This window comes from Geobacter sp. PheSNFMC, from assembly GCF_059620965.1.
This window is the reverse complement of record NZ_JCAMRN010000012.1, coordinates 40,287-52,077: the sequence shown is the minus strand read 5'-3', so window position 1 is coordinate 52,077 and position 11,791 is coordinate 40,287. Positions and strand designations below refer to the sequence as shown.

The window sequence follows — 11,791 nt, the reverse complement described above, 5'->3', positions numbered from 1 at the left end:
TGGAACTGCTGCGGGAAAAGCTGGTCGCTTAATTTTCACCTACCAACCCATCCGGGGAAGCAGAACATTCCCCGATGGGGGTGTTCTGCCTTCTCCTTGGGAAGAGGAGAACATCAATGGCAAAACCGCGATCACGCAAGGAGATGATCTTGTTCCTCTCCAACCACCAGCGCTACGACACAATGTCCAGCTGGAACCGGGGAACGTCATTCTCCCGCAATATCAAACTCCATCGCATTCAATTCCCGGACACCGAAACGCGCAACCGTGCCTGGGAGCTACTTGACGTAGAAGAGGCGTTCGATGAATTCAACGATACCATCGCGGAATTCAACGTACGTCACGGCTACAGCTACCAGATCCATCGCAACGGCAGAAGCGGAGGCTACCTGGTGCTTTACCACGGCGGCAGAAAGGACACCGGCTACCAGTCATACTGTCCGGCCTGCGGCCAGCGGAACTACCAGAAAGCCGAGGAAGGGAAAAGCTTGTGCGGTGTCTGCAAACATCCGCGCCGCAATTACACCCACCCCGTCATGACGATGTACACCACCGGTGAATCGGTTGGCGAGCCTTCCGGCGATTACGATGACTGGGACACCTCAAGCCTCAAGGAGCTGGTTGATATCGTCTGGGACTTCGACAGAACTGTCGATGCCGCAATCGGGACGTTCATCGACTTCACTCTGCACAACGAGGCAGCGGAGAAAACCATCATGGTCCCTCGCACGGTCAAGGTAAGCCGGCCACTCGGGGGTGTGTCATGACTGACAATAATCATAATCCTATCGTAAAGCGCCTCATCATCCCCCTTCACGACAACAGCGAGTTCTTTTCCGACAACGCTGACTACGCCGTCATCGATCTTGACACCGCTCTCATCGAGCGGATCAAGAAGCTGGCGGTGGTCGTGAGGCAGGTGAAGGCCTACAAGATCAGCGAATTCAACTTTGCCTGCGACTTCAGGACAGTCGATTGGGATATCAAGCCGGATAAAGGCAAGGTAGCCCTGAAGGAGTTCGAGGGGCGGATGGAGTGTTCCACTCTGAACGTCACCGACAGCGATTTCTTCTGGTCGGGCTACTACAAGCACACCGATGTCCGGTGGGAAACCGACACGGTGTTGATCAACTCACTCGACGAAGCGGACATCCTGGATGAACGGGAAGCGTGCGGAGAAAAGGAGGACGCTGCATGAGCCATCTCGACCGACAGACTGACGAACCGAGCAACGAGGAACGTGTCGGCAGGATCGACACGGCCATGCAGGCCTACTGCCTGACCCTCGAAGGGCGGGATTTCGACGGCGACGAAGACGACGTGAAGGATCTGCTCACTGACCTGATGCACTTCTGTGAACGGATGGAGATCGATTTTGAAGAGAATCTCCGCGTCGCCCGCAACAACTACAACCATGAACGGTTCGCGGAACAAGGCGATACCGGCCAGCTCGTCTGCCCAATATGCGGCTGCTTTCTGGAAGTCACTCGTACCGACACCCTGTTGGGGGTCGACCGGGAGCTGTACGACTGCCAGGAATGCGACGAAACCTTCATCCGGGAACTGAATGCCCCGGAGAGTCCGCTCCAGCGTGCCGTCAAATGCGTCGGCTGCGGCAACATGATTCCGCAGGCTTCAGCACGCATTCTGTACCAGCGGGACGACTACGCCCACTTCATCGGCGAGTGCTGCTGGGACGAACGGCTACGTGATTGAAAGGAGGCTTGCCATGACCCTGAACGCAACATTGCAGGCGGCACGGGATATGGGAGTGCCGGAGCGTTACGCGGTAATGCGCCGGCTGGCCTTCCTGCAGCCGCAGATCAAACATCTGGAGCGGGAGATCTGGGGAGCGCGACGGCGGATGGATCGCAGTCGCGACCCGCTGATCAAGGCCCTGTCCGAATCCTTCATCAGAGACCAGGAAAAGGAGCTGCGCCCCCTGAAACGGGAGGCAACGGCGCTCCTCAACCATGTCAACGGCAAGGAGACGGCGCAGGTGCCTGGCGGAATCACCCCGGAGATGATCGACCAGGCCCGGCAGTACCCCATTACCAGCATCATCGAATTCTCCAAGGGGCGGTACCGCTGCTGTCCGTTTCACGAGGACCGCAATCCGTCCATGGCCCTGTACGAAAACCATGTTCACTGTTTCGTCTGTAACCGGACCTGGGATTCGATCAGCGCCACGATGGCGCTGGATGACGTGACTTTCCGGGAAGCCGTACTGGCTCTCCAGAGCTGAACATAATCTATCTCAAACCCTATGGGGGCGATGACTGCCCCCATAGGGGGAAGTCCGCCCCCGCTATCGGAGGAGGACATGAATCTCAATCTCTTCGGTGAACCGGTACCGCCGATCACCAAACGAATCATGGTGCGCTCAATCGAGGCACGCTACCGAAACGAAGTCGTGCGTGACGATGCCCCGGAATGGGTGTCGATGCGTTTTACGAAACCAGAGCAGGTCTATGAAATGTTCCGGGATCTCCGGCGTGAGACGAAGGAACATTTCGTGGTGTTGCATCTCGACGGCAAGAACCGGATCGTCTGTTTCGACCGGGTCTCCATCGGGTCGCTCAACCAGGCCATCGTTCATCCTCGGGAGGTGTTCAAGACGGCATGTCTGTCCAATGCGGCGGCCATCCTGCTTGTGCACAACCATCCGACCGGTGATCCGACACCCAGCAGTGAAGATATCGCCATCACCAAGCGTCTCAGGGAGAGCGGCGACATCCTCGGCATCCGGGTACTGGATCACATCATCGTCGGTGATGACGAGTTCCTGAGTTTTGTCGAACAGGGACTTTTATAAATAACGGGGGGCGGCGCTCCATACGCCCTCCCCCGACTCTTCCCCCTGCTCAAAAGGGTTCCCTAGAGTCACCGTTCCGGCGGTGGTTGTAGGGAGCCCTTTTGGGCCACCAACACTACATCAAGGGGGGATAGAGTCATGTCAGTCAGAGCACGTATCAACGGTAGGGAATTTACGCTGAGCTGGGAGGAATTCGAGAAGGCGCTGCACCGGAACAACATTGTCGGTGGTGAATTCGAGGTTCTTGCCATTTATGCCAGCGGGAGACCCTACTAACATCTTCAGGCCGGATACCCGTCCGGCCTGGATAGAGGCGGCCCTGGAGGTCGCCTTTTTTTCATTTTTGTTATGTGGAGGGAATAAAGATTAGTTTACGCGTCCCTCGACAACAGCCAGTGCCCAGGTTAGCGATCCAACATACCGGGCATCAATGGCCAGCAACTCCGCTTCGAGCGGATTCTTTGGCTCCGTGGGTTTTCCATAATCATCGGTATTGGCAGTCACAAAGCAGATGGAATCTGCAAAGCCTCTTGTTCGCAGCGTTCGACCTACATCAAGAAAAGCCTCGAAGATTTCACAGTCCTTTGCCTCCTGCTTGCCGCGACCTGCTGGGGCCATATACTTTCGAACCCTGTTCATGGCATTGAGGCTGTGCAAATCGGCTATCTTCACCTTCTGAGAGACAGAAAGCAGTTGTCTTGAAAGGTTCTCAAGGTGCTCTGAAAGTTTAAGGTGTTCAATGCGGTGACCGACTTCGTGTGTCCTGCCGTAAACAATATCGACAGCATCGACAAGCCGGGACCTAAGTCTCTCAATTTTTTTCGATTCCCTTTCCAACTCGGTTTTAACGGTGTCGAGATTAGCAGTCCACTCATCATGGACCGTTTCATTCGTCACAAGCCATACACCGGGAGTAGGCTTTCCGTTCAGTTTTATCAGCGCCATGGCCGCTGAAATCTCTTCTACGCCAATCGTCTCCCGGCACGGAGCGCGGAGCACATCCAGTATGGTGCACGTGTCGAGAAACAAAACCGGCGCCGGCTTGGCTGCAATGGCGGTACAGACCTCATCAACTTCAATGAACATGGTCATTTGCCTTCTTTATAATCAAGAAGACCTATCGCAAATTCATACTCGATTGCCAGGTCATGAGCCCTGTCCTCTGACCAGCCATCTTCCATTAATGAATTGATCAGCAAGTCAGTGTCGAGAGATATGCGCTTTCTCTGTACGGCAATGAGGAAATCATACCAGCGATTCCGATCACACGGATGAGAACTGCCGGTAGATTTATTCGCCAACACCGAAAACTTTTGGAGTAGCGCTGCCACATCTTCGCCGACGACATCCTTCAACATCACTACGTCTCCTGACAATTCGGCTGTCGCCGGGAGGCCTTCGATGGACGGGCGTACAACGGTGTCGAGAAAGTTTTCCAGAATCTTGTTGTACTGATCGCGAGAAAGCTGGCTGCTATCCAGGGGAATAATATTGGGAACGTACCAGGTGTCATCCTCTTTCTGAAACAAGGACAGTCCAGCCCTCTCAAGACCATCACCTGCCGTATGTTCAAAACTGAAGGCTTTCTCCCCCATAGAACCGGCATCTTTTTCACGATCCAATGCACGGTGCCAATGGTCGCCACATTGAGCAGTGAACTGTTCAATAAGATCTTCAATCCTGGCCCCATTCAGCCTGATATACAAATCGCGAAAAACTTTCATTTCCTGTTCCTTCCCCTTGTTCATACAACGTAAACAGATCAGCCGGAATTCAGCCTCTGTGTGAATAGATATACTCTTGCAAGCCTTGCTCGATGTTGGATCGAAAATATTCCTCGCTGAGCCTGGGATCGAGTTTGAAGCCTGGTGACAAGGTCAGCCCCGAGGTTTGCAGAAGGCGCTCCGCAGAAACCGCACGCTCGGTAACATCGAGAAAAGGAAGTGTCTTGATTGCCGCTGAATCGAACGTGCAAAGAGTAAGATCTTCCTGTCTGACGAGAACTGCAAGTGATTCGATCTCGCCTGCGTGAACAGCTTGCTGACGCAACGGCGGCAACCGGCGAAGAACATCCTGCATCTCTTCGGGGGTTGCCGTAGTCTCAATCACTCGACGTGTTTCAATATACTGCTGACGAAAATCAACCTGAAATTTCTGTCCACCTCTGCGGAAATACTTTACCTCATTAACCACGGTCGAGGCGACATACAGTTCATGCATGGCAACGAGCCTGTCGAATACATCGATTTCGAGTAGTTTGATGATAACATCAGCATCAAGAAGCCATAATTTCAATCGACTCGCCCTCCACCTCACTCAATCCCCGGTATTCAAGAAACTCGTCGATATCTGCACGGTCAATGTCAAGCAGTTCAGAGAATTTGCCGCGCGAGATCAGCCCTTTCCGGAGGCATTTTACTGCCAGGAGTGAGAATCGTTCCGAGGAGGGAGCCTCGATTGCCGTATCCCTTCTGATGCGCCGGTCAATCATGAGCAGTTCATCGTTATTTGCCAGATCATTCGCTTTATCCCACTCGATCAAGCGCATGTTAGCCATTCGATAGAGCAAAGCCTTTGTTGAAACCCCAAATTCCCTTGCAACATCTACGATGTCCGAAAATGAGAGTTTCTGTTCCTTAATCCTCGCATTCAGTTCTTCCCGGACAGCACTTTCCGGGAGAAGAAGTGTCGAGGCAAAACGCTCGGCCTTTTTCTCGATGTCTTTGAAAAGCACTTCATCCTGTTCAAGATCGACAGGATTGAAGGTATTCCAGGTGATGATATGGAAGAGTTCGTGGGCAAGCGTGAAATTGATGCGCCAGGGAGCTTCCTCACTATTGACGACAATTGCTGCGCCAAAATCCGGATGTACCGTTGAGGCTGCCGAACCAAACTCTGACAACTCCACGAAAAGGATCTTGGTTCGCAGTACCTGCTCCATAACTTTCTGGAGAGACAATGCCGGTCTACTCCCCATATTCAGAAGGTTGCTCACCCTGGCCGCAAGCGCATCGACCTGATGGTAGTTGCGAATATCTGTCGGTGATACCGTTATTGCGAGCCCTGTCCCTTCTTCAGCCAAGCCCAGAAGTTTTTCGAGCAGATGATATTCCTCGAACCTGTGCTTTATCGAAGCCTCTATTTCTGCCTTCCTCTCAGATGGTGCTCTCCGCCAGAGGAAATGAACGGCCGGCTGCGGCACATCTTCCCCCACCAGGAGACTGTTCAGGCTACAGAAATACGTCTTGGCGAACTGCGTCAACTCACTCGCCTTGACCTCACGATCCCCTTTTTCAATATTGCTCAACGTTTGGTAATTACCGAAACCAAGACGCGTTGCAGCTTCGCCGATTGACAACCCGACGGCTTCGCGGGCCTTTCGCAGTCGCTCAGCCAACTCCATTCTCGACATCAAAATCCCCCCTTTCTGCTGTTAATAAATATAATAATATTATACCTTGAAGTCAACAATATAATATTTTATTATATAGACGCTTGACATTCGCACCCAAGCACCATATCTTGTGGATATACGCCTTCAATGGCACAATATTTAGCACGTAAAAAGGAGTGAGCCATGCCACGGAAAGAACATCATGTTGTACCAAGTTCAAAGGGAGGTTGGGACGTCGTCAAGCCGGGAGCACAGCGGGTGTCGGTGCATACCGAGACCAAGAGAGAGGCAATCGATCAGGGGAGGAAAATAAGCCAGAACCAGGGATCAGAATTCATCATCCATAACAAAAATGGAAGAATTTCAGGTGCGGACAGCCACGAAAACGATCCCTTCCCGCCCAAAGGCTGACATGCGACCAAGGCGCAGGACCGAAAACCGGAAAAATGACGATGCGCTCTTCCTGGAATACCGAAAGCATCTCTGGGAAGCGGGGAAATCGGCAAGCGAGCATACCGACAAGGCAATCATGACGCTCTCTGCCGGTGCCCTGGCACTTTCGATGACGTTTCTCAAGGACATTGTCCCCTTGAAAGACGTTATCGAGCTCCCCTTGATTATTGCGGCATGGAGTGCGTTCGGATTTTCAATCGCCTGCGTACTGTTCTCTCAGTACGAAAGCAGAAAAGCGATTGACGTGCAGATGCAACGCCTCGAATCACAAATCGCCCGTGATTATGAAAGTGCGAGTAAACCGAATCCGCACACCGACCGGACAAACAGGTTAAACGTGTTTGCCGGTGCCCTGTTCTTTACAGGGCTCATTCTCACCATTCTTTTCACAACGTTCAACGTCAGGAGGTACTCGGAAATGAACAACAAGATCGGGACAACTAATGGTAACCGCGGATATGCGCCGGCACAGCTTCCATCCAATCCAAAACCAGGTGCAGGCTACTCACCGCCAAGCCTGCCTACTCCTTCGACAGGTCAGAGACCATCGACGTCCCCGCCACCCAAAAAATAGAAAGAACCCTACAGGCGGGAATTCTTGGCCTTCTCTTCACGATCAAGGAGTCGCTGCGCCCACTCCCTGGCACGCTGGTAGCGTTCAAGCTGGCTTGCCGTCGGCAACTGGCCGCTGGTCATGGCGCTGGATGCTTCAAGCAGCTCCTGAAGAGCCGCCAGTAAATCTTCGCAATCAACCACAGAATCCTCCGACAGAATTATTCGTTACATTGAATGCGACTTGCCACGTCACGGAAAAAGTCGTGTGACCAGAGTGCAAACTGCCCTTGATCTTTAACAAACGGTGCAACATCTTTACGCGCCTGGTTCACATCGAGCCGGTCAATGGTCTCGAACAGCAGGTCTCTGAAAGATGTGAACGACAAAGGTTTCTCTCCGCTCCAATGGCCGGTCTGGCGCATCCTCTGTTCAAGGTGGCTAAGGTTCAGATGAGGATGATTGGCGGCATACCAGACAAAATCATACCAGTCGCGTCCCTTGACCCGGTTTTTCCATTTACGGAACAGCAGCGCATGCATCTTGCCGGCAAAAAGGTCCGGGAGCGAATAGCTCCGGACGGCAAAGGGTATCGGCTGCAGCAGGTAACGGGTCGAGGTAGTAAATCCGGCAGGCGGATCGGTGTCCACCTCGATTTTCACTTTCAGCACCTGGCCTACGGAAATCTGTCCGGCAAGTTCTTCCCCGGCTTCGATAACCAGGAGTTCATTACGGGTGTTCGCCTTCAGGAAGGCAGACTGCACCGCCGACTCCACCGCCTTGTCAACCATCTCCACCCGCACGTTGAAGCCGAATGCCAGCAACTCCTCTTCAAGCGATGCCGTGAACCGCGCCAGATTGAAATCGTCTGACGGCTCCAGCAGCGAAAAATCAAGATCCTCGGAGAAGCGGTCGAGTCCGTACAGGATACGCAGGGCTGTTCCGCCGTAAAAGGCGGCGTGCTCGAAGAACTTGGCGCGCCAGAGCCCGAGTAGCGCCACTTCCTGGATGATCTCCCGCAAGGCCCTGACTGAATCGTCAACGCTCTTCGGTTCGTATTTGGCAAGCATGCGCTTCACAGCATCATGCATTTCTATCCCCTTTGCGCAATCGACTGACCAGATCGGACAACAGTTTCACCCTGTGAGAACGATAGTGCTGGGCAATCTCCGCAAGCCGAGCCGGATCGAGTTCTCGAAGTATGCCGGGGTCAATGCGCAGACTTGAGAACAGATAGTCGTGTAACTCTTTCTGGGTGGTTATTCCGGTGCCACGGTCGGCAACGATCCGATCTGCCAGCGCCTTTTCCGGCACTGCAATGAGAAATGAACGTCCATCGTCAAGCTCTACCCGGTCCATGCCGGTGCGGAATGCTTCCAGCGGAATCATGCGATAGGAAAACGTCCCGACCGGTGTGTCGAAGCTCCTGGAACGACCGCAGGTCACCGACGTCAGGGTTTCTGCCCGTTCCGGGGTCAAACCGTGATAGTGCAGCGCGTATTCGAGGGATACGTAGGAGGGGCCATAGATGAGATTGGCGAGCAGTTCCCGGCAGAATGGCCGACGACGCAGTGACTCACCGAGGATATAGAGCCCCTTCTTGACGCGGATAATGTCACCCTTGGCCAGCATGCCGGAGATCTTCATCCGTGGCCGGGAATACTCATGCACAGCATCAAGAAGAGTCTGGTAGTCAAACTCTTCATAGGGAATGCTATTGAGCAACTGGGCATTCGTCATAACCACCATCTCCTCTTGATGGCAATATAACTTATTTCAGCATAGTATGTCCATAATAATTAGACATACTATGCTGATAAACAAGAAAACCGGAATGGTAAGAAATGGGAGGATTCGGCTCTGCCTGTCCTCTCAGTGCTTCACTGAGAACTTTAGCATTGGAAGTTTACATATTCATGCAAAAGAGCTTGCCGCCAACTGTGATCTATCGGTAGCACATCATCTTTACGGAACCAGAGGTTTGAGCCTGCTGTTTCAGCCTGTGAATAGGCCCAGAAAGCTATTTTTTCGGTTGCTTCCTGATTATGGAGAATGCTGCGTGCATCGAACTCCCGGGCAAGTTCCTTGCCGTGAAGTTGATTCCTTTTCTGCCAGTTTTCCAGGTGACAGGGTGCGGCAAGAAAGTCTCTCTTGCTCCTGTTGCAGACCGCATGGGCAAGAACGAAATTGTGGCCGAGGTCCAACGGATAACGGGACCACGGGACAAAGTGATCAATGTCTCCGCCTTCACGGAGCTTACCTTTGCAGTAGAAGCAATCATCGGCTTGAACATCTCTGAGCACCGCACGGAGTCCTGGTAACACTGTGCGTTCAGCACCGAAAAGAAATTCGGCCAAATCGGATTCTCCCAGAAGATCGACGTTGAGGATTCTGACGTGTCGAATCCACGCACCTTGCACCAGATTCCGGATCAGATCGTAAAATCTTCTGAAGTTATAGACAACTCCGGGATGGAGATTGATGGTATTACCCCTGCCATGCTGTTCGTACATAAACGGTACGATCGAACGGCCCACCACTTGAAGCTTCCAAAGGGGCATCTGCGCTATGGTTGCAGCGACCTTGTTCAGAAGGACGCCCCAGATTTTCGCGTCCTTGCGAGCGGCAGACAACGAACCATTGAACAGATTGTGAAGATCCATTATTCGGCTCAATACTACCGGTTGCTGCCCAGTCCCCTGCTTCAGAACCCGGACAGGAGCCTGTAGATTGCCGTGAGCATACGGAACAGCCTGTCGCCAGTAATACTCCACAAAACTCTCAGCAATATCTCGCGTCGTCAGCTGTAAAGCCGCGCCGGAATCGTCGCCGTTTTCCACCGCATAGTCGGCAAGGGACATGATCAGGGCAAATTTGTATGTTGCTACGAAAGAGCCTTCATCAAGGATTCGCTGAATGTGGGTGATGAATTTCAGTTGTTCTTCTGCGGCAGGTATCATCATAGCTATTCCCAATATGCTGCCTTATCGGGGAAGATCCAGCGAACTCCGCCGCGTGGGTCGGGCATGTCGCCTGCGTAGCGCGGTATCAAGTGGATGTGCAGATGCATAACAGTTTGCCCGGCAGCAGAACCATCGTTGATGCCTATATTAAAGCCGTCGGGGTTATGCTCCTTCTGCAAAGCTGCACGCATTACAGCTAACAAGTCGAATATCGCAGTCTGTTCTTCTCTGGTTGCTTCAAAGAATGAGGCTATGTGCCGTTTCGGAATGATCAGGCTGTGTCCAGGGGAAACAGGATAGCCGTCGAAGATGGCAAAGGCATGGGTGTTGGCCTGAATTATTCTGGAGTTGTCCAAATTGCAGAATGGGCAGGCACATAGTGTGGTATTGTCCATTTTAATGTCTCATTTCAGAGGGAAGTCCCCATTTTTGCATTCGACAATTTTTACCATAGCCAATTGGCAAGACATTCACTACTCCACTCCAAACCGCTGCTTCAGTTGTTCAATGGTATGATTCCACTTGTGAGTTTTGGGACGAGCGACAGTGTTCTGGTTACCGAAAAATCCTACTTCTGAGACGGCCTCGTTTATCGGCTTTGTGCAAATCCATTCGACCGGCACGAAATATTCAGACTTTTCTTCGTCGTCGTTGAATTGCCGGTGATAATTGGACTGTGCGACATCCAACAGAGACCGTTCGACTCCGTCAACATTGACCTTGAACTCACTGGCTCGAACAGCGCCACTGATTACCTTTCCAACACCGACATACCCCTGCTGCGGGATATTGACCCAGACGCGGTCTCCCGGTGAAAGCATGAAAAGTGTCTGGCTGTACCACCTGCCGCCACCGCCGCTGATGAAACCAAACTTCACAGCTTCTTTCCAATCACGATCAGCACTCTGTCCGAACGATACATAATACTCTCCATTCCATTCCCCGCGTTCTCCGGCCGGCCCGGCAGTCGCCTTGCTTTCAGTCTCTACCGGATCAATCAGCCAGGCACGGCTCAAATATTGACTGGAGCCGTCTTGGAAAACCTGGAAGAAGATGACGTTGATTGCAATGTCCATCCTGTTCAGGTAATTGACGATACGTTCCGTGCTCAGGTCCAGTGACGATGCAACAATAACAATTTGATGAGAGCCGTTGAGCTGTTCCTCATCCAGAGGTAGGCCAAACTGTTTGTCCGGTCGGTGTGCGGATTCGGTTTACTCGCACTTTCATAATCACGGGCGCGTTGCCGGAAAATATCCCCCAATGATCCACCACCGGAGAACCGGCTATAGATGGACGCAACATCATCTGCCTTGAGCTCCTGAACCCAAGAGGCATAATCCAAAGCCTGGGCGACAACTTCACGGGGGGTCATGTCACGCTTCAGCTCAATCACGATAAGCTGGCCGTCCTGATTTAACGCCAGGAGATCGATGAAGCCTCCATGAGTGGTACGCACCTGCCGACCGATTAGTAGCCAACGGTCTGAAAGGATCGTCGGATCTTCGGTGATCATCTGCTCCAGCAAGGCTTCCTTGCCGAGAGATACTTCTGCCAAGGGTTCAGGCTTGGTGCCGACTTTCCAGATTGCGTGGCGGATTGGCATGATCTACT

Annotated in this window: 18 protein-coding genes and 1 pseudogene; 8 read left to right on the top strand and 11 right to left on the bottom strand. The window is 52.6% G+C overall.

Annotated elements, in window-relative coordinates:
* Positions 1 to 116 precede the first annotated feature (116 nt).
* The 6 genes and pseudogenes from AC6CDK_RS04360 (at position 117) to AC6CDK_RS04335 (ending at position 3,091) form a co-directional block, all read left to right on the top strand.
* Complete coding sequence (locus AC6CDK_RS04360; protein ID WP_192905729.1) at positions 117 to 767, top strand: hypothetical protein; 651 nt, start codon at positions 117 to 119, stop codon at positions 765 to 767.
* The gene (locus AC6CDK_RS04355) at positions 764 to 1,198 is read left to right on the top strand and encodes a hypothetical protein (protein ID WP_192905728.1); all 435 of its coding nucleotides are present in this window, start codon (positions 764 to 766) and stop codon (positions 1,196 to 1,198) included. Before AC6CDK_RS04360 ends, AC6CDK_RS04355 begins: the two co-directional genes overlap by 4 nt.
* The gene (locus AC6CDK_RS04350) at positions 1,195 to 1,716 is read left to right on the top strand and encodes a hypothetical protein (RefSeq protein WP_192905727.1); all 522 of its coding nucleotides are present in this window, start codon (positions 1,195 to 1,197) and stop codon (positions 1,714 to 1,716) included. The genes AC6CDK_RS04355 and AC6CDK_RS04350 overlap by 4 nt, the downstream gene beginning before the upstream one ends.
* A 13-nt stretch (positions 1,717 to 1,729) precedes the next feature.
* Positions 1,730 to 2,245, top strand: a complete 516-nt coding sequence (locus AC6CDK_RS04345) for a CHC2 zinc finger domain-containing protein (protein WP_192905726.1) — start codon at positions 1,730 to 1,732, stop codon at positions 2,243 to 2,245.
* A 195-nt stretch (positions 2,246 to 2,440) separates the two neighbouring features.
* A pseudogene (radC, locus tag AC6CDK_RS04340) lies at positions 2,441 to 2,815 on the top strand (RadC family protein); the annotation flags it as partial.
* A 138-nt stretch (positions 2,816 to 2,953) separates the two neighbouring features.
* Positions 2,954 to 3,091: a hypothetical protein gene (locus tag AC6CDK_RS04335; RefSeq protein ID WP_192905724.1), complete on the top strand. Its 138-nt coding sequence runs from the start codon at positions 2,954 to 2,956 to the stop codon at positions 3,089 to 3,091.
* 90 nt (positions 3,092 to 3,181) lie between these two features.
* Here the strand turns inward: AC6CDK_RS04335 and AC6CDK_RS04330 are convergent, their stop codons facing one another.
* The 4 genes from AC6CDK_RS04330 to AC6CDK_RS04315 are packed head-to-tail and all read right to left on the bottom strand — an operon-like array spanning position 3,182 to position 6,227.
* A complete protein-coding gene (locus AC6CDK_RS04330; protein WP_192905723.1) occupies positions 3,182 to 3,901 on the bottom strand; it encodes a PIN domain-containing protein in 720 nt (239 codons plus the stop codon).
* A gap of 2 nt (positions 3,902 to 3,903) precedes the next feature.
* Positions 3,904 to 4,539 (bottom strand): hypothetical protein, encoded by a 636-nt coding sequence (locus tag AC6CDK_RS04325; protein ID WP_192905722.1) that lies wholly within the window; start codon positions 4,537 to 4,539, stop codon positions 3,904 to 3,906.
* A gap of 49 nt (positions 4,540 to 4,588) precedes the next feature.
* Positions 4,589 to 5,110: a hypothetical protein gene (locus AC6CDK_RS04320; protein WP_192905721.1), complete on the bottom strand. Its 522-nt coding sequence runs from the start codon at positions 5,108 to 5,110 to the stop codon at positions 4,589 to 4,591.
* On the bottom strand, positions 5,091 to 6,227 hold the full coding sequence (locus AC6CDK_RS04315) for a helix-turn-helix domain-containing protein (RefSeq protein WP_192905720.1): 1,137 nt from the start codon (positions 6,225 to 6,227) through the stop codon (positions 5,091 to 5,093). Before AC6CDK_RS04315 ends, AC6CDK_RS04320 begins: the two co-directional genes overlap by 20 nt.
* Positions 6,228 to 6,392: 165 nt before the next feature.
* On the opposite strand from AC6CDK_RS04315, the gene AC6CDK_RS04310 reads away from it, so the two are divergent.
* Positions 6,393 to 6,620: a DUF2188 domain-containing protein gene (locus AC6CDK_RS04310; RefSeq protein WP_192905719.1), complete on the top strand. Its 228-nt coding sequence runs from the start codon at positions 6,393 to 6,395 to the stop codon at positions 6,618 to 6,620.
* Position 6,621: 1 nt separating this feature from the next.
* Positions 6,622 to 7,236 carry a hypothetical protein gene (locus AC6CDK_RS04305; RefSeq protein ID WP_192905755.1) on the top strand — a complete coding sequence of 205 codons (615 nt, stop codon included), beginning with the start codon at positions 6,622 to 6,624 and terminating at the stop codon, positions 7,234 to 7,236.
* An 8-nt stretch (positions 7,237 to 7,244) separates the two neighbouring features.
* Here the strand turns inward: AC6CDK_RS04305 and AC6CDK_RS04300 are convergent, their stop codons facing one another.
* The 7 genes from AC6CDK_RS04300 to AC6CDK_RS04270 all read right to left on the bottom strand — a co-directional run bounded on the left by AC6CDK_RS04300 (position 7,245) and on the right by AC6CDK_RS04270 (position 11,783).
* Positions 7,245 to 7,418, bottom strand: a complete 174-nt coding sequence (locus tag AC6CDK_RS04300; RefSeq protein WP_192905718.1) for a hypothetical protein — start codon at positions 7,416 to 7,418, stop codon at positions 7,245 to 7,247.
* A gap of 17 nt (positions 7,419 to 7,435) precedes the next feature.
* A complete protein-coding gene (locus AC6CDK_RS04295) occupies positions 7,436 to 8,305 on the bottom strand; it encodes a nucleotidyl transferase AbiEii/AbiGii toxin family protein (RefSeq protein ID WP_192905717.1) in 870 nt (289 codons plus the stop codon).
* Positions 8,298 to 8,954 carry a type IV toxin-antitoxin system AbiEi family antitoxin domain-containing protein gene (locus AC6CDK_RS04290; protein WP_192905716.1) on the bottom strand — a complete coding sequence of 219 codons (657 nt, stop codon included), beginning with the start codon at positions 8,952 to 8,954 and terminating at the stop codon, positions 8,298 to 8,300. The genes AC6CDK_RS04295 and AC6CDK_RS04290 overlap by 8 nt, the downstream gene beginning before the upstream one ends.
* A gap of 152 nt (positions 8,955 to 9,106) precedes the next feature.
* Positions 9,107 to 10,177, bottom strand: a complete 1,071-nt coding sequence (locus AC6CDK_RS04285) for an HNH endonuclease (protein WP_192905715.1) — start codon at positions 10,175 to 10,177, stop codon at positions 9,107 to 9,109.
* 2 nt (positions 10,178 to 10,179) lie between these two features.
* Positions 10,180 to 10,572, bottom strand: a complete 393-nt coding sequence (locus tag AC6CDK_RS04280) for an HIT family protein (protein ID WP_192905714.1) — start codon at positions 10,570 to 10,572, stop codon at positions 10,180 to 10,182.
* 78 nt (positions 10,573 to 10,650) lie between these two features.
* Positions 10,651 to 11,253, bottom strand: a complete 603-nt coding sequence (locus AC6CDK_RS04275; protein WP_226048457.1) for a DUF8606 domain-containing protein — start codon at positions 11,251 to 11,253, stop codon at positions 10,651 to 10,653.
* Positions 11,254 to 11,285: 32 nt separating this feature from the next.
* Complete coding sequence (locus AC6CDK_RS04270) at positions 11,286 to 11,783, bottom strand: endonuclease NucS domain-containing protein (protein WP_226048456.1); 498 nt, start codon at positions 11,781 to 11,783, stop codon at positions 11,286 to 11,288.
* Positions 11,784 to 11,791: the final 8 nt, after the last annotated feature.